Source organism: Candidatus Stygibacter australis (genome assembly GCA_030765845.1).
In the GTDB taxonomy this organism is placed as follows: Bacteria; Cloacimonadota; Cloacimonadia; order Cloacimonadales; family TCS61; genus Stygibacter; species Stygibacter australis.
This window is the reverse complement of sequence record JAVCDJ010000070.1, coordinates 1-20032: the sequence shown is the minus strand read 5'-3', so window position 1 is coordinate 20032 and position 20032 is coordinate 1. Positions and strand designations below refer to the sequence as shown.

The window sequence follows — 20032 nt, the reverse complement described above, 5'->3', positions numbered from 1 at the left end:
TTTTATTTTAGTCGATGTCATATTATTAGGAGCTATGTTTTTATACAAGTATATTATGCTATTTGTTACATATTTATTTTACTCTAATTTTGTTCAGTATATTTTAATTTCGGGGGGATGAGTGTTTTCATTCCATATTCGCATCCTCCCGAAATTAAAATATTTTACTGACTTCAAAAATGCCCTGCAGGGGCATCACAATAATAGCCATGGGTGGAACCCATGGATTCAAAATCACATGAAGTCCCCACCCCATCTCGTTTTCGGCTACGCCGAAAACGAGATGGGGTGGGGTATATTTGTTGCTTTATCTTCCACTGGTTTTACCCGTAGCTATTGTAATATCACCCCTTCAGGGTGTAATCTAATTTGATTAAATAGCATGATGTAACATGTTCTAATTCAATTATTTATAATACAAAATTCAAAGAAAAACAGGGGGATGCCTGTTTTCATTCCATACTTTTACGAGATATGAATGCCATAGTGGTTAAAGTTTAATTTTGAGTGATAAATTTCACTTAGGGTTAAATAGGCACACTCATCAGATCGTAACCTAAATTTCTTTGTCAGAATCGTCTTTGTGGACTATTTTGACTGAAGGAGAAGTTAGTTATTTTCTATTATTTAACTAATTAGATTTGACATTTTTGGTAGTGTGATTTTGTTCGTTTACAGACTTGAACTGATATCACTCAAATATAATCAGCAGTGAGTTTTAAGGCAGGAAGTATGGAAATATTGATCAAAGAAGTGAGAAATAAACGTCAGCTAAGAAGTTTTGTTAACTTTCCCGGCAAGCTCTATAAAGGCAATAAATACTGGATACCCCAACTATCAAATGACGAAATGAGTCTATTTGACCCGGTAAAGAACCCGGCTTTTGAATTCTGTGAATCCAGACAATGGCTGGCATATAAGAATAATAGAATAGTGGGCAGAATTGCTGGGATCATAAACCATAAATATATAGAAAAGTGGAATGACAGATACTGCCGGTTTGGCTGGATAGATTTTATTGATGATAAGGAAGTATCCCAAGCCCTGATCAATGAAGTAGAGAACTGGGCAGAGGGAAAAGGTTTGACAGCAGTTCATGGTCCTCTGGGATTTACTGATCTTGACCCTGAAGGAATGCTGATAGAAGGGTTTGAAGAAGAATCTACTATTGCAACTATCTATAATTATCCCTATTACCCCGAGCATCTGAGAGAACTTGGCTACGAGAAAGATGCTGACTGGATAGAATATGAGATCAAGATCCCAGCAGAAGTGCCGGAAAGAATTACGCGAATAGCCGGGATAGTGCAGAAAAAGAACAATTTACGGATTATTCATGCGACTAAGATCGGCCAGTTGAAACCATACTTATATGATGTATTTGAGGTATTGAACAACTCATATAAAGACCTATATGGCTTTATCCCACTCAGTGAGAAGCAGATCACATTATATATCAAGCAATACATCAGCCTTGCCAATCCGGAATATATCAGCCTTATACTGGATAAAAATGATAGGGTAGCAGCATTTGGACTGACCTTTCCCTCGTTATCAAGAGCATTTCAAAAAGCTAAAGGTTCGCTGTTTCCCTTGGGATTTATCCATATCCTGAGGGCTTTGAAAAAGAAAGATATCATTGATCTATATCTGATAGGAGTACGACCGGAACTGCAGGGAAAGGGGGCTAATGCCCTTATTTTAAGCCAATTGATCGAGAGTTATATCAGGAATGGTATTGATAGGGCAGAGAGCAATCCTGAGCTTGAGACAAATAATAAGGTGCAGGATCAGTGGAAATTCTTCGACCGCAGGCAGCATAAAAGACGAAGGTGCTTTATCCGACATTTCGTGAGAAGTGAGTCGTGAGACGAGGAATGTAATGTAAGAGTTTTCACCACAGAGGTCACTGAGGACACAGAGAAATGTAATGTAAGAGATTGTACCACGGACAACACGGATAATGTAATGTAAGACTTTTAACCACTGAAGGCACAGAAAGGCACTGAAAATGTAATGTAAGAAAAGAATTCATTACTTGTTTAGTTAGTGTAATTAGCTTTATATATTTCCTTTCTGTGTAATTCAGTGTTTTCTGTGGTTGGACTCTTTGGGCTGTGGTGTAGTAAAAAATATCTTGCGTGGAATTAGTAATAAAATTATCTGTGAACCTATGAAAAAATATTATAAAGAAATTATCATTATATGTCTGCTGCTGCTGGCAGTCACGGCAATCTTTAACTTAACTGATCTTGATATCCGTATTGAGAAAGGTTTTTATGATCAATCTACGGGTTGGACTCAGGCAAAAGAGGCACCCTGGAAGCAATTATTTGATTATTCCAGTGTACCGGCTTTGCTGCTGTCGGTATTTGCCCTGATCGGGATCATTCTAGGGTATAATTTCAAGCGCTTTGCGCCCTATCGCAAAATATATATTTACCTGGTTGCTCTGATGGTAGTCGCTCCCGGTCTGCTGGTTAATACGGTACTGAAAGAAAATTTTGGGCGTCCCCGACCCAGGTCAATCACGGAATTCGGGGGTAAATATCAATATGAAGCACCACTTGCGTATGACAGCAGCAGTCCCGGGAAATCCTTTCCCAGTGGTCATGCCTCCATGGGCTTTTATTTCTTTGGAATTTATATTTTATACAGGAAAAGAAAGAAATTTATAGCCGGAATAGGCCTGGCAGCAGGAATATTTGGGGGAGGATTGATTGGCTATACCCGTATGCTGCAAGGGGGGCACTTCCTTTCAGACGTGATCTGGAGTGCTGCAATTGTCTATATCTCGGCAGTAGTGCTCTTTCATTTATTTAAATTTTCACCCGATCTAAAGGTCAAGGCAAAAGAGCTTCCCCAGGGCAAGAAACGGGTAATGACTGTGGGATTCAGTGTCGTGTTTTGCCTGATCATTATTGGCGCACTACTTGCCACTCCCCGTGATAAAAAGCACAGGGTGCTGATAGAAGGAAAAGATTATGCTCTGGCAGACACACTACTGCTTAACTTAACATTCTATAATGGAGATATCGAAATAATCCCTTCCGATAAGCTCTATATTCAATGGTATTTTCAGGGTTTTGGTTTTCCCAAATCAAATATTAACTATAAATTAGATACTGAGTTGTCAGGTGGTACCTATGAAGTGGACTTCAGCCAGGATATGAGGGGATTCTTTACTGAAATGCAGCAGGAAATCTTAGTATATATTCCTGAGGATAAAAATATTGAATTGAATTATTCAGTTGGGAGTAAGGAAGTATCACAGAAATACGGGCGAAAAAGTACCTCTGCCCCCAGAGGGAGGTAGGGGACAGAGGCTGCAGGAACTTAATCCTACAAGTTTTGTATATTTTTTAATGGCTTAGGTGCTGTAGCTACATTCACACCATCACCAGAAATATATCCCAATACGGGTTTTCCTTTAGGTTTACCATTTTCATCTTCACGATAAAATTCTACTCTAATACGGACTGGTTTGTCATCTATTTGCAGTATATCATTTCCTTCAGAGTCAATTTCAAAGGGATTATGCTCCAGCCAGCCTAATCCAATAGCTGCTGTACCATGGTCTCCAGTAACTGACTTACGGCTTGATCTGATAAAGTCTCTTTTTTCTTCACTTACATTAGGTGAATTAATACTGGAAGTAACCTTGCCCAGTCTAACACCATCCTTATATATTCCGCGACCTGAGACGATACCTTCAGTAATAAAGAGCACCATACGTTTATCAATACCAGCTTTTATTTCCTGCTCCAGTACTGATCTGCCGACAAATTCAGGTTTATTCATATCAATTGCTGCTGCGAATAAGGGACAATTTGTGGGAGTGGTATCTGGAGTGTATTCACTGCCATTTAATGGTAAACCAAAATTTCCTGCCGAAATCCGGTTTTCATCTCTACCGCCGAGACCTACTAGTAATCCACCCAGATCAAGTGCCAGCACGAGTATCCGCTGGAATTGCTCAATAGCTTTCGCTACAGGAATATAAAGTTCCCAGCCCCAGCGGCTGGTATAGCCTGTTCGACTGATAATATATTTCTCACCTTTATGCTTAAATTCATTAAAAGTGAAATAGCGCATATTCTTATCTGGTTTATGGCGATTCTTTATTACACTATCTCCATACAATGTGGTTATCAGCTTATATGATAGAGGTCCCTGGACATCAATTTTAACCAGTTGATCAGAAATATCAGTGGCGATCACATCTTCATCTTCCAGCTTAAATGTTAAGATAAAATCCAGATCAGCGATCTTGCCTTGACTCTCGTCAGTAATGTCATGACCAGCATTGATCACAAGGATGAATTCATCTTCTGCCATCCGCATCATGATCAGATCATCCAGCACACCACCCAGTTGGTTCAATAGCAGAGAATATTTGCATTGCCCGATTTTCATACCTGCCACATCAGCAGGCAAAACACGATCAAGCAATTTAACTGCATCACTTCCCTTGAATTCCAGTTGTGCCATATGGTCAATATTGAAAATAGATAATTTTTCTATAGCTTTGGCTTCTTCCAATACAGTCGAAAGATAATTTACTGCCATATCATATTCACCAAAATTACTGCGACGGATAGGCACGTATTCCCGTCCTAATCGTTCTGCTAAATGGCGCTGATACCATTCTTCAACTTCAGCCACCGCAGTTTGCCGCGGTTGCTCAGGAAAATTAAATCCCTGTTTTACCATAATAGCTCCTCAATTCTTATAATTCATGTTAAAAAATAACAGGCATTATTTTTGTCAAAAAAAATAACTATCAGCCTTCAGACAGCAATCAGCCAATCAACCGGTAACTGCACTCGAAACGACACAACAAAAAAATGTGGTGTTGTTTGGAGTGCAGTTTGCTGAGCACTGGGGCAGGATTTGAGGGAGGTGGGAAAAAAAGAAAACAGTACTAGAATAAATTATTTTGCAGGGAAATAATATTATCAAGGTCAATAATAAATAAGGAGGCACTATGAAATGGATTATGGTTATAATCGGATTAATATTATTAGCAGGATGTGCTCTTGACGATGCTGCTACTGTAGAGAGTAAGATAGAGTTAACTCCATATTTAGTGGAGAGTTCGGCAAATGTTGGGGAAGATATTGAACTAAAGATATTGGTTGATGAGTGTACTGAGCCTATTTTTGGCTTGTGTCTGCAATTAGAGTATGATGAAGAATATCTTTCTTATGACAATCAATCAGAAATAGTAACTGGCGAGATATTTTCAGATAATAGTCTTGTATTTGTTCAGGCAGAAAATGGAATTGTTCACATATCAATGACATTGCAGCAGGATGAGCAGCCAGTAGCGAATACAGGCATGTTGTGTCAGCTTACATTCAATTGTGAGAATGCAGGAATCACACAATTTAATATTATTCAGAGCGAGATAAATGCCTATGATGAAGATGGGAATCTGATAGAATGTGAATATCAGGTATCTCAGGAAGCTGAATTAGAAATAAATTAATAAAATGAAAGGAAGGTTTATTTTGAGCAGGATTAAACTGATAGTACTATTGATATTAATAACAGGGGTATTATGTGCCCAGGAAGCGTATGAGGGGTATACGCTATATAGCCCCAATGGGAGTCATAACACTTATTTACTGGATATGGAGGGGGATACAGTTCACACGTGGTATAGTTCTAATTCGGGAGGATATTCAACCTACCTTCTTGAAGACGGCTTATTGCTGCGACCAGTAAGTGTACCAAATACTCCCATGCAGGGAGGAGCCAGCAGTGGCAGGTTTGAGAAACTGGACTGGGATGCTGATACTGTGTGGGAATTTGAATACTATGGTAATGATTATTTACCTCATCATGATATTGAGCCCATGCCCAATGGCAATATTCTGTTAATCAGCTGGGAAATAAAAACTGGAGCAGAAAGTCTTGCCAATGGACGCACAACGGCATTAACTTTGTGGCCCGATTATCTTGTTGAGATAGAGCCGAGTGGAACAACTGGGGGAGAAGTTGTGTGGGAATGGCATTTCTGGGATCATTTGATCCAGGATCATGACCCTACAAAATTAAATTATGGAGTAGTGGAAGATCATCCAGAGCTATTGGACATTAATCTTGGCGGTGCCGGGGGAGGACCTGGTGGCGGTGGAGGTGACTGGCTGCATATTAATGGAATAGATTATAATGAAGTGCTTGATCAGATAGTGATCAGTTCTCATTTTATGGATGAAATCTATGTGATAGACCACAGTACAACAACGGAAGAAGCTGCCGGTCACGCAGGTGGCAATAGCGGAATGGGTGGAGATATTCTCTATCGCTGGGGTAATCCTGATAATTATGGTGCAGATGGCAGCTATAACTTTGAAGTGGTACATTGTGCCTACTGGGTGCCACCTGACTGTCCTGGAGCAGGAAATTTAATGGCTTTTAATAACGGGGATAATAACCATCAGTCAAAAGTAGTAGAAATAGAGCCGCCTTATGAAAATACTTATAATTACAACTGGACACCAGGAACTTCTTTTGCTCCTGAACTGCCAGTGTGGCAATATTCAAACGGGACAGGATTTTATTCCAATCATCTGGGCAGCGTTCAGCGTCTGCCAAATGGCAATACGCTGATCTGCGAATCTACCAGTGGTGATATGTTTGAAGTAGATGAATCTGGTGCCATACAATGGTCAAAGAATACAACTTCTGAGATTGCGCGCTGCCTTCGCTACGGAATAGATTATCCCGGTTTAGCAGCATTATATCCTAATGGAGAAATTACTGGAACAGTTACTGATGAAATTACCTCTCTGGCTATCTCAGAAGCAGTGATCACTATTGGTGAATTTGAAGTAGAGAGTGATGAAGATGGCAATTTCTCAATTGAAATCCCGGCAGGAACTTATGAATTGAACTGTGAACATGAAGGTTATGAGTTTTATGAATATGGTGAAGATATTGAACTGGCAGCTAATCAGGTGGTAGAGCTGATTATTGAATTGACTCCAGTGAGTGCAATAAATGAGGATGAGATCGACTCTGTAGTGCTGCTGGGAAATTATCCTAATCCCTTTAATCCATCCACTACGATCAGTTTTGTGATCAATAATGCTGCTGAAAATACTGAACTGGGAATTTATAATCTGAAAGGACAAAAGGTGATAACCCTGGTGGATGAGCAATTGCAGGCAGGTCAGAAAAATGTGGTCTGGGAAGGAAAAGACAAATATGGTAACACAGTACCTTCTGGTATTTATTTATATAAATTAGCAAATGGTGATCATATATCAACCAGAAAAATGATCTTAATGAAATAAGGAGATGGTCATGAATAGATCAATAATAGCGATAATATTAATTACCCTTTTATCACTGATAATGCTTTCCTGCAGTGATGATGACAATACAACTGATATTGATGATGAAACAATGCCTGGAATGGTGTTGATCGAAGCTGCTGATGCCCAATTTGAGATGGGCTCGGAAACAGATTATGAAGATGAATCTCCTGTTCATAATGTAAGTTTCGGTAGAGATTTCTGGATGGATGAAAGCGAAGTTACTCAGGCTGAATATGACAGTGTGATGACCGCTGCTTATGCTGATTATATATTACCGGACTGGAATAATCCCTATGGCGTAGGAGATGAATATCCTGCTTATACACTGGAATGGGGAGATGCTGTGCTTTATTGCAATGCACTCAGTCGTTTTGCAGGATTGGACAGTGTATATTCATATACGAGTATTAGCGGCACGCCTGGTAATTTATGTGAGCTTGAAGATATGACCAGCGACATAACAAAATCAGGTTATCGTCTGCCTACGGAAGCTGAATGGGAATTTGCTTATCGGGGTAATGCAACCACTGATTTTTACTGGGGTAAGGATTATGATCCCTATCCGGCAAATGCTGCTGATTCTACAGAATTTAACAGCAATGCGGTTTGGTATGGGAATTCCTGGGAATATGGGGGAGATGATCCTCAGTATGGTACACATCAGGTGAGATCAGGTTTACCAAATGCTTATGGATTATATGATATGAGTGGAAATCTCTGGGAATGGTGTCATGACTGGTATAGTGGCTATACTGCAGATTCACAGATAGATCCAGCGGGTCCTGAATCAGGTAGCTGGCATTCCATCAGAGGGGGAAGCTGGGCAAATCATGCTGAGTATCTGCGTGCAACTAACCGTACATTTTACGCTCCCTGTTATTATTATTATTTGATTGGCTTCCGCACAGTGTTGCCTGTAACGGATTAAAGGGAGTATGACATGAATAGACATATAATATTCCTGATTCTGCTGGCAGCAGGTAGTTTATTATTCAGCCAGAGCATAGTAATAAATGAATTTCTGGCTTCAAATGATAACGCAGGCTCAGACCCTAATGGTGATTTTGATGACTGGATTGAGCTTTATAACACTGGTACAGAAGAGATAGATCTCACGGGCTGGCATCTTTCGGACAAAGATAATGATCATGCAAAGTGGACCTTCCCGGCAATGTCCATCCATGCTGGAGAATATTTGGCAATCTGGTGTGATGAAGAAGAAGAGCAAGGTGATAACCATGCGAATTTTAAAATATCAGCTTCAGGGGAAGTGATCATTCTTAGTGATACTGACCTTAATGTGATTGACGAGATCACTTTTGGAGTGCAGCTTACTGACATCAGTATGGGGCGTTATCCGAATGGAAGTGGTGACTTTATTCAGATGTATCCTTCGTTTCTGGCAGAAAACCAGAATGATTATTTGCCGGTGGAAGATACTTCAAGTGAGCTTTTCCTGCCTGATGTGGTATATAGATATGACCTTCACTTTGATATCGAGAACTGGGCTGATACTCTGGCTTACTGGTATGAAAATGGAGAAGAATATATACCTGTGCAGGTTACCTTTAATGACACTCTGGTGCTGGAAAATGTGGGGGTTCGCTATAAGGGTAATTCTTCTTATGTGCAATCTATCAATTCTCCCAAAAAGCCTTTTAAGATGAAATTTGATAAGTTTGATGGGGAGATCCTGCATGGAGTTTCCAAGCTTAATTTCTCAAATTGCATCAATGATCCCAGCTTTCTCAGGGAAGTGCTTTCCTATGAAGTTGCTCGTAAGATAACTCCCTCGTCCAGAACAGCTTTTGCAAATATCTATGTAGATGGTGAACTGATTGGACTCTATACTCAGGTAGAGCAGATAGATGAATACTTTATCGCTCAGAATTTCGATGAGATTCCAGGTAATCTTTATAAAGCTGCTGATGATGGTGCAACCATGCTCTATATTGGTTCTGACCAGGAGGATTACTATGATGAATATGAGCTAAAAACCAATGAAGATGCTAATGACTGGAGCGATCTGGTGCAGATGCTTGACGATCTTAATAATTGCTCTGATGAGGAACTGATCACGCTGGTTGATCCTCAGATTGACTTGCAGCAGGCAGCTCAAATGCTGGCTTTTAGTATGGTGCTTTCGAATTTTGACAGCTATCCTGGTTCCGGGCGCAATTTTTACCTTTATCATGATCAGATTGCTGACCGGCTGCAATTTATCCCCTGGGACATGAATGAGTCTTTTGGGGCTTATAAGAACAACTGGGATGTGGTAAACCTGAATGTGCTGGATATTCCTAATCTGGATGACAGACCTCTTAATAGGCGTATTCTGGAAAATGCTTCTCTTAGAGAGGAATATCTGGATGAGATCAGGTTGCTGCTGGAAACTTCTGCCTCTTATGATACACTCTCAGCCCGTATTGATGAACTTAAAGCATTCATCGATCCTTATGTGATGGCTGACCCTAATAAATTCTATTCTTATCAGGACTTCCTCACCAATAGTGATGATGATGTGATGGTGGGCATGGGGCAGACTATACCCGGACTAAGAACTTTCATCCAGGATCGCGCTGATGCTATCTGGCAGCAAATCTCAGTGCTTTCCGTATATCCAGGAGATTGTGATAATAATGGTGTGGTTGATGAATATGATATTCTTCCAATTGGTATTAATTTCCTGCTGGAAGGAGCTGAACGGGATAATATTTCCTTTAACTGGCAGAGTTTTACAGCTGAACCCTGGGCGGAAAATGCTGCCACTTATGCTGATGCCAATGGTGACGGGATTATAGATGAAAATGATGTGATCGGTATAGGAGCAAACTGGGGTAATGAACATCAGATCACTGGTACTTCTTATGGCGTGAGTATTGATGATATAGAATATCTGCAGCAGTATCGGTCTGAATTTGAAGAGCTTAATAATGCCCTGAGTGGAAACAGTGAAAGTGTTCAAAGCATGAAGTCATTATTGCAGATGATCTTTGATTTCCCGGAAGATACTCCTCCTCCGGCTCAATACCTGAAGAATTATCCTAATCCCTTTAATCCAATGACTACAATTTATTACAGCGTAACCGATGCTTCTCAACAGACTAATATTTCAATTTATAACTTGAAGGGGAGAAAGGTAAAAACACTGATCAATAGTCAGTTAGATATGGGAGAATATTCTCTGACCTGGAATGGGGAAGATGAACATGGCAATACATGCGCAAGTGGAGTCTTCTTCTGCAGGTTTACTAGTGGTGCAGAGACACGTATAAATAAGATCACTCTACTGAAATAAATGACGGAATATCAGGTTATGGTGATATTACTATAATAACCCGAGGAGTGTCTTGATAAACTCATCACCCTTAAGCACTCCATAAAACCCCTTCTTAACCGAAAACTCATTGTATTCGGTAACTTCATCTGCCTTCAACGTGGGATTATAGATCACAAAAGGCACTGCATCATGAGTGTGAGTTCTGATCTCACAGGGAGTGGCGTGATCAGGGATCAAGCCGATCGAAACCGGTTCATCCATATCCGCTGCCTGCTCCATGATATATTTAACCAGTCTGCTATCAAGATATTCGAGAGCTTTGATCTTTTTATCTATATTACCTTCATGACCTGCTTCATCAGTTGCTTCCACGTGTAGATATACAAAATCATGGTCTTTCAAAGCATTTATTGCTGCTTCAGCTTTCCCTTCATAATTAGTATCTATCAGTCCAGTGGCACCTTCTACCTCAATTACGTCCATACCAGCATAAATTCCCAGTCCTTTAATAATATCGACAGCAGATATCGCTGCTCCCTTGATATTATATTTCTCTTGAAGTGTTTTCATGGCAGGTTTATATCCAGAAGACCAGAACCAGGCAGAATTAGCAGGGTCTTTTCCTTCCTTTCTTCTTTTTAGATTAACCGGATGGTTTCGGAGAACGTCTTGTGATTTAATGATCAGATCATTGAGGATTTTAGCAGTTTCAATTCCATCATCACTGGTAGGCTCGATAAGCACATCCCGCCAGGGAGTTCCTGGCACATCATGTGGAGGAGTAAATTTTAAGTCATTATTTCCACCTTTTATCACCAACAGATGCCGAAAGCTGATACCTTTATAGAACCTGATCTGGTCATTAGACAGCTCCTCATTCAGGGCATCTATTAGAAGATGTGATTCCGAAGTAGTGATATGTCCGGCAGAATGATTCTTTATCTTATCATCTTCCAGGCAGAGCAGATTGCATCTCATTGCCAGATCACCTTCTTCAATGGTTACACCCATACTGGCACCTTCCAGTACTCCACGCCCCTGATAGACCTTATATACATCATATCCCAGAACCGCCAGATTTGCTACTTCACTTCCAGGCGGCATATCGGGTGGCACAGTTACCAGTTGCCCGGTCCTGCCTATTGAACATAATTTATCTATACTGGGAATATTTGCGAGTTGGAGGGGAGTTTTATTTTCTCGGGATTTTATGGGGCGATCTGCCATCCCATCACCAAGTATGATCATATATTTCATTTATATTTCCTTATCAGGTATTCTTTGAAGGCATCATATTCATTTTTCAGAAGATCAAAGGACTCCTCCTTTTCTTCCAAACCTTCCAGACTGGGGGGGAGCTCAGGGTCAAATTTAAGGATTTCCTCAATCTGCTGAGGGAATTTTGCTGGATGAGCAGTTTCCAGAGAAACGCATAACTGCTCAGGCTTATTGTAATCTGGATGGGTTTCAAGGAAATATTCCAATCCTGACCAGCCTACAGCACCATGGGGTTCCAGAAGGAGTTTATGTTGCTGATAAGCTTTTGCGATCATTTCTTTGGTTTGTTTATCATTTACACTGACCGCAAAAATATCTTTTCGCATTCTATCCAGATCCGGTGCCTTGGAAACATTACCTTTTTCGTCCATTGCTCCACCATATAAGGCTACCAGCCGGGAGAGATTACTGGGGTGACCTACGTTCATCGCACTGGACAGGCAATTTTTAGAAGGGACAATTTTCCTGTATTGTCCTGTCTTCAGGAATACAGGGAATTCATCATTTTCATTACAGGCAATCACATATTTCTTTACAGGTAAACCCATTCTACTGGCGATCATACCGCCCATCATATCACCAAAATTACCGGATGGAACAGAATAGATCACCTTATCATCTGCACCTTTTTTGAGTTTTGCATAAGCATAAAAGTAATATACTATCTGGGGCAGGATTCTGCCAATATTAATGGAATTAGCGGAAGAGAGATTAAGAAAATCAAGGTCAGTGTCTGCAAAGGCCTGTTTTACCAGATGCTGGCAGTCGTCAAATTTGGCATTTAGCCCCACAATCTGGATATTCTTTCCCAGGGTTGTCATCTGCTTGCGCTGCCTGTCAGTAACTTCTTTTTCGGGAAATAAAACCAGGCATTTGATATTATCAAGACCATAAAAAGCGTTGGCTATTGCACTGCCAGTATCACCCGAAGTTGCTGTAAGTATCAATAATTTCCTATCTTCTGTCTTCAAGTAATACTGCATCAATCTTCCCATCATTCGGGCAGCAAAATCCTTAAATGATGCTGTGGGGCCTTGATCGAGCCGCATTACGTATTTACGCTCAAATACATGTTCTAGTGGAACTTCATAATTATAGGCAGACCTGGCAAGATTTAGAAGATCAGTTTGGGGGATTTCACCTTTCAGGAATTTATAAAGCACCGCAGAGGCGATCTCATAATATTCTAGTGAAGCCAGTTCTGTTAGTTCATCAGCTGAAAACGATGGTATCTCTTTGGGCATGAAAAGCCCTCTGTCAGGTGCAATACCCTTAAGCAGAGCATCACGGAAGCTAACTTCCGCAGCCTTCAGATTTGTAGAATAGTATTTTATTGATTCTCTCATTATATTTCCTTGATCATTATTTATTTAATTGCCCTCTAATGCATTTTGCCAGTCTTTTAACTGCCTCTGCGAGTTGCTCCTTAGTGGCAAATGAGAAATTGATACGCATAGCATTGCTGGCAGGATTTTCCCCATAGAATACATCACCAGGCACAAAGGCTACTTTATATTTGATCGCCTCATGAAACAGCTCATTGGTGTCAATTTCAGGAGGAACTGTCACCCAGAGGAAAAGACCTCCCTGGGGCTTTGTCCAGTGTACTCCCAATTCCGGTGGAAAATATTCTTTCATGGTTTCCAGAAATATATCCAGCTTTTCTCCATAATACTTTCTGCACTTGCTCATGTGCTCATCAAGACCCATTTCAGTGAGAAATTCTGTGCACATATCCTGATTATATTTGGGTGTATTAAGGACATTTCCTTCCTTAATATTGATCATGCGGCTGATAACCTCTTCTGCTCCAATATTAAATCCCACTCTGATGCCCGGGCAGAATATTTTGGAGAAAGTATATAAACCAATCACATTCGTGCCATCTCTTTTTTGATCAAGTGAGAATATGGAAGGAATCGTTTCTCCTGTATACCTGAGATCACGATAAGGACTATCCTCAATAATAGGAACATCATATTCATAGCTTAGATCGAGCAGTATTTCACGTTTCTTAAGACTAGTGGTTATACCAGTGGGATTCTGAAAATCAGGGACTACATAGATGAATTTGGGTTTCCTGCCCTGCTTTCTCAGGGATTCCAGTTGTCTTCTGTATTCTTCCACATTTGGTCCATCATCCTCAATATCAATGCCGATGATCTCTGGACGCTGCATTTGAAAAGCTACAATTGCTCCTGCAAAGGTGGGTCGGTCAATAATAATAGCGTCTCCAGGATTTATGAACAATCTCCCCGTGAGATCAAGTCCATGCTGCCCGGAGGATGTAACCACTATATTTTCCGCACTTAAGGTTATGTTATCGCGTTTCAGAAAGCCAATTATGGCATCAATAAGAGCTTTTTCTCCCGGTACTCCGGTATATTGCATAATAGTATCAATATCATTCTCCAGGCGTTTTGCCGAAGCCAGTCTCATTTCATGTTTTTGAAACATGTCTGGTGAAGGCAGTCCTCCTGCCAGAGAAATAATCTCCGGATTATTTAAATATTTGAAGATCTTTCCAATGGAATACCCTCCAAAATCTTTGATATTGTCCGAAAATCGCGCATTCCAATCCTTGATCATTTTTCCTCCAAAATGAATTCCAATTTCAGTAATTTATTTCTCAGCTATAGCAATCGATAACTAACAATCGCAATTACAGCAGCATTTCTTCTCGTAAGAAGCTCCTCCAAATACTGTTTTGATGCCTTTCTTCATGAAATCTCTTCCATCCTGGGAAGCTTTGAGTGATTTATAAAAGATAACATCGCCAATCTTTGTGGCATTTTCTTCTCTTTCCTCTTCCGAAAGAAAATAAGCTGCCATTGTATCCATCTCACGGGCAGTGCCGTCACTTTCATATTTATAGGTTAAATTTGTTCCGCTTTCCAGCACCTTATGAGCATTTGAAATCCAATTGAAGTCCGCCATACCCAAATCAGGATTGATGAACATATGAGCAGAAAGACTTACTCCCTTGATCCCGCTTTCATCCAAAGCTTTGGCGCATTTGATAAAGGTCTCAGCAGTTGCTCCATTTCCTACATTGATCTCATAGATCGGGGTTGTGCCATCATCTCTGATATATTCACTGATAATATTTAGCAGCATCCGGAACTGCATCAGGTTCTGCGTTGCCAGCAGCATTGACACCTTAAAAGTCAGGTTCGGAATATCTCTGCCATAATAGCAGGCAGCAATGATGGAACTCCAGCTCGGGTTCAGGAAAAAGTCATTTCCGGTTGCAAGAGCCGTGCGGGTAACGCCATCAAGATAAATTAGATGATTATCATTTGAGACTTCAATTCCACCAAAATTACCAAAGAAGGTACCCTGGTTTTTTAAGATCAAAGCAGAATATTTATCATCCACACAATTGGTTTCAAATAATCTACCAGTTACTTCCTCAAGCTTTTTAAATCTGCTGGTTAGTTGTGGTATCCCAATCAAATTAGTGCTGCAGTATTTACAGGATTTCATGATATTTTCAGTCATGGCAAGAGTAGCCATCAGATCTCCATTATAGATATAATTATCTGTAAGTGCTACCACTGAGATGCATTCTGAAGGTACATAACAGGGATTATCTGTCCCTGCGCTGGCTGCAATACGCTTCATGGCATGATGGGTTACACTGGCTCCCTGCCAGCCTGAAACCTGACTGGTTGCTGTCCCCAGTTTGCAATTACAGGCAAAATTATTCTGTTTCTCAAAAACATCTACTTTGGGAAACTTTTTTACCAGTTCTTCTGCATCAGCGATCATATCGCCGAAGCCTTTCTCTTTGAGGATAGCCTTCCTGGTTTCCAACTTTCTCATCTCAGTAATTGTTTCACTGATCTTCTGAGCACCACCATGAAATTCCTTTAAAGCATCAATAGCCTTTAAATCGCAATTGGATAATAACTTGTACTTCATAACATCTCCCTTTTTTATTATTTTAACATTTAAGAATATAACCTAATTTACTGAAGTGAAAGCACTTAAGTGCTTATCTCACAGGTCGGGTCGCATCATGCTCTCACGTTCTCATAAATACTCCGGCTAGGAATATTCTGTCAATAGTTTTTCACCTTTGGTAATCGAATTCATACGAAGTCAACTGAAAACCAGGATTTTTTTAAATGAAGGTGAGGATGGCTCTACTTTTGAAAACAATTGACAATAAACAACAAAATCAGCTTATAGAGTACATTCGATGTGGAATAAAAATTACTGGCTGGAACTGGAGGATGAAATGTTAATAAGTTTAAAGCGAATACTGGTTTCGATAATTATCGGTCTTTCTATATTCTTTGTACTGGTATTGATCAATCAGGTTAACCAGTTTGCGGTAAGTGCAGAAAATGTGGTTACAGGTGGGGGAGTAATTGCCTGGCTTTTATTTTTAATTATAATGGTTTTGATCATATATCCCATATTGCAGTTAATATTTTTACCCAAGCCACTAAAACGCCCCCAGATGAAAGTTAAAAGCCTTGAATCAGATATTGATACAGTACTAATTGATGCAGCACAAAGTAAAGCAGAGATCAAATTTTACAGCAATTATAAAAAGCGGATCATTAAAAATTTCCGACGCTATACTAAGCATTTTAATATTGATCTGGAATTAAAGAATGAATTGATGAATGCCGAGGAAGTGCCGGAGATACAGGAAGTATTGAAAAATATCGAGCAGGTGATTGATAAAGTGGCCAATAGCAGGATAAAAAAATATGCCAATGAGGTATTCATCTTCACGGCGATTTCACAAAATTCAGGATTAGATGCTATACTACTGCTGAAAATTCAAATACAGATGATCTGGGAGATAGCACATCTTTATAATCAGAAACCGCACTGGAAAGAAATGCTGGAAATATATCTGAACGTGTTTGCCAGCGGCTTGATGGCAATAGGAATCTCTGATATCCCTGTGGATGAACTGGTGAAGAAGATATCAGCTAAATCATTTGAACAGAGTATTTTTGCCAAAATCCCAGGTGTGGATATTGCTTCTTCTATTACTTCCTTTCTGGCAGACAGCTTGTTTGAGGGGATGCTGAATGGACTATTGACTCTCAGAGTTGGGTATATTGCTTTGGATTACTGTAAATATTCTGAGAAATATGATAAAACAAAAACAGTGAAGAGTGCATCGCAAAAAGCAGTAAGTCAGATCAGGACACTTGCTATCGAGGAATCTGCAATATACAAAAAATTATTTATAAAAGCTGCGATAAAGCAAAAGAAAGAAAATAAACTGGCGAAATATAAATTCAAGATCGGCAAAAGGCATAAGAAGACTGATCATCCTAAAGAAGATCTAAATGAATAATTTTCTTAACTTATAAATCTTTGAAGGTTTTGTAAAGAGGTTTCATCAAAAAATTCCTGTGGACGTAGTGGACACAGTGGACTATGTGGACGAAGTAACAAACCACACCCCGTCCACTATGTCCACCTCGTCCACACCGTCCACAAAAAAAAACATTTGACACTCACCCCCAAAAATCCCCAATCATCCCATATTCAAAAAGCGAGGAAATGAAAAATGCCAAACCTGATCCCCAAACACGGAGGTTACCGCAATACCCTAAGCTATAAATTGTCACAACTAATTTACGATATTACAGTAAGATTTTGTGATCGCTATATAGATAAATTCAGCAGGACAAAAGATCAGATGGTACAGGCAGCCCGAAGTGGTAAGCAAAATATAGCTGAAGGTTCTCTGGCATCAGCTACTTCAAAGAAAACGGAACTAAAACTCACCCAAGTTGCCCGTGCCAGTCTGGAAGAACTAAAACTCGATTATGAAGACTTCTTGAGACAAAAAAGCTTAAAGCAATGGCATCGCAATAATCCCTTAAGGCAAAACTTGATTGATGCTCGCTGCCAGACCGCCGATGAAGTAGCAGCCTGGATAAAAACAGCCTGCCAAGCACAAAATCCCTAAGGGACAAAATCCTCAAACCTCTATCCCGAATTCTCAGCCAATGCTGCCCAGGTACTCATCACAGTTGCCTGTTCTCTGCTAGATCACCAGGTTGCCACCCAGGCAAAAGAATTTGAAGAACAGGGCGGTTTCACCGAAAGACTATACAAAGTAAGAACCCAAAAAAGAGAACAAGATAGAAAAAAAAGCTAAACCAACCCCGTCCACTTAGTCCACAACGTCCACTCCGTCCACAAAAATCTTACTTGATCTCCTGACACTCCAACCACCGTTCACAAGAAACCAGATGATCATTCACAAGCCCCGTAGCCTGCAGGTGAGCATAGATAGTAGTGCTTCCCAGAAATTTAAATCCCCGCTTTTTCAGGCCTTTACTTATCCTGTCTGATAATTCCGTGTGAGCTGGAATACTATCCATAGTCTCCCAATGATTGATTATCGGTTTGCCATTAACAAAACCCCAGATATAGTTAGAGAAACTCCCAAATTCCTTCTGGATCTCCAAAAACCTTTGGGCATTATTGATCGAAGCAGCAATTTTCAGTTTATTGCGGACAATACCGGCATTTGCCATCAATTCATTATATTTCCGCTCATCATAAGTTGCTATAAGCTTCGGCTCAAAATTATCATAAGCTTTGCGGTAGTTTTCTCGTTTTTTTAAGATAGTGTACCAGCTCAAACCAGCCTGAGCAGATTCCAGCACCAGAAATTCAAATTGAGTGCGGTCATCTCTGGCAGGAACACCCCACTCTTTATCATGATAGCTGCGGTAAAGCTCATCTGAATCGCCCCACGGACATCTCATAATAACCTCCTTACTATTATCTATTACTTTCGCCAATTTCTTTCATTTCCAGTTTCTCACAAATTATAGTTGTAGTTATAGTTTTTTCAAACCCAAAATGTTCATATAATGCTATTGCATCAATATTATCTTCATAAACAGTTAGATAGCAGCTTATCTGAGGATGATGTTGTAGAAATCTATGCAGTAGGTATTTTGCAATTCCTCTGCCTCGATGTTCTGGATGCACACAAATGGAAAATAAATACTTCCTGTCATTAAATATCCAACCCAGGCATGCCCCAATCAATTTATCCCCGTTTCTGCACATCAGCGTTATTCTACCCACTTCCTTTTTAAAAAAGTAATCAATCAAATCATTCCAGTCACCTAACATATATTCCTTATCATCAAAATAGCAGGTATAATGAAAATCAGCTAATTCTTTTTCATCAGAGTCAGTAGAAACAGAATATCTCTTATCAATGTAATTGGCATCTATTTCAAATGGGGCAGATAATTCCATTTTACTAACAGAATTGATATTGCAACAATTTGAATTATATATTTGCTGGAGGATATTAACAGAATCAAAAATATGAGAAATGATGATATATTTATGGCTTTGATGCTCAAAAGATTGACCCAGCAGCTTGATTAACTGGACTGCATCGTTTACGCTAAAAGACTGATTCACATATAAATAAACCTGAATATTATTTCCCTTTTCAGTCCAAAAGAAATATCCCTGAATAAACTTAGCTTTGGCCAATAAGAAAATATGCCGACGTGAAAACAATTTCTTCATTTTATCCTGATACTGGGATTTGGAAAAATGTCTATCGACTATTTCAGCACTGGTAATTAAACCAGAACTAATGTATTCTTGAATTTCTACTGCTTTTAAGATCATAAGCTTTCCGGTAGTTTTCTCTTTTCTTTAAAATAGTGTACCCGCTTAAACCTGCCTGAGCAGATTCCAGCACCAGAAATTCAAAATGAGTGCGGTCATCTCTGGCAGGAACACCCCACTCTTTATCATGATAGCTGCGGTAAAGCTCATCTGAATCGCACCACGGACATCTCATAATAACCTCCTTACTATTATCTATTACTCACTCCAATTTCTTTCATTTTACCTTATGTCTAATAATTTCAATTAAACTTGAGATATACTACCTGCGATGTCAAATGAATTTTCTACAACTGGCTTATTACTTCTTTCGTGCATTAACATTATGCGAAAGATGGTGGTTCGAAAAAGAGATTATCAACAACTGACCACAGTAGAGTAGAGACAGGCTTCAATTATTCTATCCACCTGTCCCCCTCGTCAAACCGTGCATGCGGTTTTCCCGCACACGGCTTACCGACAAAGTTCACTCCAAGCATTCACAGTTTCATCAGTCGAA

The 20032-nt window shown here is 39.8% G+C and carries 16 protein-coding genes; 8 read left to right on the top strand and 8 right to left on the bottom strand.

What is annotated here, in order from left to right; all coding sequences use genetic code 11:
• Positions 1-732: 732 nt before the first annotated feature.
• On the top strand, positions 733-1869 hold the full coding sequence (locus RAO94_04365) for a hypothetical protein (protein MDP8321569.1): 1137 nt from the start codon (positions 733-735) through the stop codon (positions 1867-1869).
• 304 nt (positions 1870-2173) lie between these two features.
• Complete coding sequence (locus RAO94_04360; protein MDP8321568.1) at positions 2174-3316, top strand: phosphatase PAP2 family protein; 1143 nt, start codon at positions 2174-2176, stop codon at positions 3314-3316.
• Between the two features lie 26 nt (positions 3317-3342).
• Here RAO94_04360 and RAO94_04355 read toward each other — a convergent pair whose 3' ends face one another.
• The gene (locus tag RAO94_04355; protein MDP8321567.1) at positions 3343-4713 is read right to left on the bottom strand and encodes an aminomethyltransferase family protein; all 1371 of its coding nucleotides are present in this window, start codon (positions 4711-4713) and stop codon (positions 3343-3345) included.
• 274 nt (positions 4714-4987) lie between these two features.
• Here RAO94_04355 and RAO94_04350 point away from each other — a divergent pair, with 274 nt between their 5' ends.
• Genes RAO94_04350 through RAO94_04335 form a run of 4 tightly spaced genes read left to right on the top strand, consistent with a single transcriptional unit; the run spans position 4988 to position 10626 of the window.
• On the top strand, positions 4988-5491 hold the full coding sequence (locus RAO94_04350; GenBank protein MDP8321566.1) for a cohesin domain-containing protein: 504 nt from the start codon (positions 4988-4990) through the stop codon (positions 5489-5491).
• A 4-nt stretch (positions 5492-5495) separates the two neighbouring features.
• Positions 5496-7304 carry an aryl-sulfate sulfotransferase gene (locus RAO94_04345; protein ID MDP8321565.1) on the top strand — a complete coding sequence of 603 codons (1809 nt, stop codon included), beginning with the start codon at positions 5496-5498 and terminating at the stop codon, positions 7302-7304.
• 10 nt (positions 7305-7314) lie between these two features.
• A complete protein-coding gene (locus RAO94_04340; protein ID MDP8321564.1) occupies positions 7315-8256 on the top strand; it encodes a formylglycine-generating enzyme family protein in 942 nt (313 codons plus the stop codon).
• A 12-nt stretch (positions 8257-8268) separates the two neighbouring features.
• On the top strand, positions 8269-10626 hold the full coding sequence (locus RAO94_04335; GenBank protein MDP8321563.1) for a CotH kinase family protein: 2358 nt from the start codon (positions 8269-8271) through the stop codon (positions 10624-10626).
• A 30-nt stretch (positions 10627-10656) separates the two neighbouring features.
• Here the strand turns inward: RAO94_04335 and RAO94_04330 are convergent, their stop codons facing one another.
• The 4 genes from RAO94_04330 to RAO94_04315 are packed head-to-tail and all read right to left on the bottom strand — an operon-like array spanning position 10657 to position 15810.
• Entirely contained in the window at positions 10657-11865 is a 1209-nt protein-coding gene (locus RAO94_04330; GenBank protein ID MDP8321562.1) for a cofactor-independent phosphoglycerate mutase, read from the bottom strand.
• A complete protein-coding gene (gene thrC / locus RAO94_04325) occupies positions 11862-13232 on the bottom strand; it encodes a threonine synthase (GenBank protein MDP8321561.1) in 1371 nt (456 codons plus the stop codon). Before thrC ends, RAO94_04330 begins: the two co-directional genes overlap by 4 nt.
• 16 nt (positions 13233-13248) lie before the next feature.
• Positions 13249-14475 carry a PLP-dependent aminotransferase family protein gene (locus RAO94_04320; protein MDP8321560.1) on the bottom strand — a complete coding sequence of 409 codons (1227 nt, stop codon included), beginning with the start codon at positions 14473-14475 and terminating at the stop codon, positions 13249-13251.
• Between the two features lie 60 nt (positions 14476-14535).
• Entirely contained in the window at positions 14536-15810 is a 1275-nt protein-coding gene (locus tag RAO94_04315) for a hypothetical protein (protein MDP8321559.1), read from the bottom strand.
• Positions 15811-16129: 319 nt separating this feature from the next.
• Here RAO94_04315 and RAO94_04310 point away from each other — a divergent pair, with 319 nt between their 5' ends.
• Both RAO94_04310 and RAO94_04305 read left to right on the top strand, forming a co-directional pair.
• Positions 16130-17212 (top strand): YcjF family protein, encoded by a 1083-nt coding sequence (locus tag RAO94_04310; protein MDP8321558.1) that lies wholly within the window; start codon positions 16130-16132, stop codon positions 17210-17212.
• 216 nt (positions 17213-17428) lie between these two features.
• Positions 17429-17833 (top strand): four helix bundle protein, encoded by a 405-nt coding sequence (locus RAO94_04305; GenBank protein MDP8321557.1) that lies wholly within the window; start codon positions 17429-17431, stop codon positions 17831-17833.
• A 241-nt stretch (positions 17834-18074) separates the two neighbouring features.
• On the opposite strand, the gene RAO94_04300 is transcribed toward RAO94_04305, so the two are convergent.
• From RAO94_04300 to RAO94_04290, 3 genes are read right to left on the bottom strand one after another with little or no spacing between them, the layout of a single operon-like run.
• The gene (locus tag RAO94_04300; protein ID MDP8321556.1) at positions 18075-18641 is read right to left on the bottom strand and encodes a DNA-3-methyladenine glycosylase I; all 567 of its coding nucleotides are present in this window, start codon (positions 18639-18641) and stop codon (positions 18075-18077) included.
• Positions 18642-18657: 16 nt separating this feature from the next.
• Complete coding sequence (locus RAO94_04295; protein ID MDP8321555.1) at positions 18658-19533, bottom strand: GNAT family N-acetyltransferase; 876 nt, start codon at positions 19531-19533, stop codon at positions 18658-18660.
• Positions 19496-19708, bottom strand: coding sequence for a DNA-3-methyladenine glycosylase I (locus RAO94_04290; protein ID MDP8321554.1), 213 nt, complete (start codon positions 19706-19708; stop codon positions 19496-19498). The genes RAO94_04295 and RAO94_04290 overlap by 38 nt, the downstream gene beginning before the upstream one ends.
• Between the last annotated feature and the right edge of the window lie 324 nt (positions 19709-20032).

Bases quoted from the DNA above. Each gene is read 5' to 3' on its own strand.
- RAO94_04350 (MDP8321566.1), top strand. From the start codon at position 4,988: ATGAAATGGATTATGGTTATAATCGGATTAATATTATTAGCAGGATGT.
- RAO94_04305 (MDP8321557.1), top strand. From the start codon at position 17,429: ATGCCAAACCTGATCCCCAAACACGGAGGTTACCGCAATACCCTAAGC.
- RAO94_04320 (MDP8321560.1), bottom strand. From the start codon at position 14,475: ATGATCAAGGATTGGAATGCGCGATTTTCGGACAATATCAAAGATTTT.
- RAO94_04335 (MDP8321563.1), top strand. From the start codon at position 8,269: ATGAATAGACATATAATATTCCTGATTCTGCTGGCAGCAGGTAGTTTA.
- RAO94_04355 (MDP8321567.1), bottom strand. From the start codon at position 4,713: ATGGTAAAACAGGGATTTAATTTTCCTGAGCAACCGCGGCAAACTGCG.
- RAO94_04360 (MDP8321568.1), top strand. From the start codon at position 2,174: ATGAAAAAATATTATAAAGAAATTATCATTATATGTCTGCTGCTGCTG.
- RAO94_04290 (MDP8321554.1), bottom strand. From the start codon at position 19,708: ATGAGATGTCCGTGGTGCGATTCAGATGAGCTTTACCGCAGCTATCAT.
- thrC (MDP8321561.1), bottom strand. From the start codon at position 13,232: ATGAGAGAATCAATAAAATACTATTCTACAAATCTGAAGGCTGCGGAA.
- RAO94_04340 (MDP8321564.1), top strand. From the start codon at position 7,315: ATGAATAGATCAATAATAGCGATAATATTAATTACCCTTTTATCACTG.
- RAO94_04365 (MDP8321569.1), top strand. From the start codon at position 733: ATGGAAATATTGATCAAAGAAGTGAGAAATAAACGTCAGCTAAGAAGT.
- RAO94_04295 (MDP8321555.1), bottom strand. From the start codon at position 19,533: ATGATCTTAAAAGCAGTAGAAATTCAAGAATACATTAGTTCTGGTTTA.
- RAO94_04315 (MDP8321559.1), bottom strand. From the start codon at position 15,810: ATGAAGTACAAGTTATTATCCAATTGCGATTTAAAGGCTATTGATGCT.
- RAO94_04330 (MDP8321562.1), bottom strand. From the start codon at position 11,865: ATGAAATATATGATCATACTTGGTGATGGGATGGCAGATCGCCCCATA.
- RAO94_04345 (MDP8321565.1), top strand. From the start codon at position 5,496: ATGAAAGGAAGGTTTATTTTGAGCAGGATTAAACTGATAGTACTATTG.
- RAO94_04310 (MDP8321558.1), top strand. From the start codon at position 16,130: ATGTTAATAAGTTTAAAGCGAATACTGGTTTCGATAATTATCGGTCTT.
- RAO94_04300 (MDP8321556.1), bottom strand. From the start codon at position 18,641: ATGAGATGTCCGTGGGGCGATTCAGATGAGCTTTACCGCAGCTATCAT.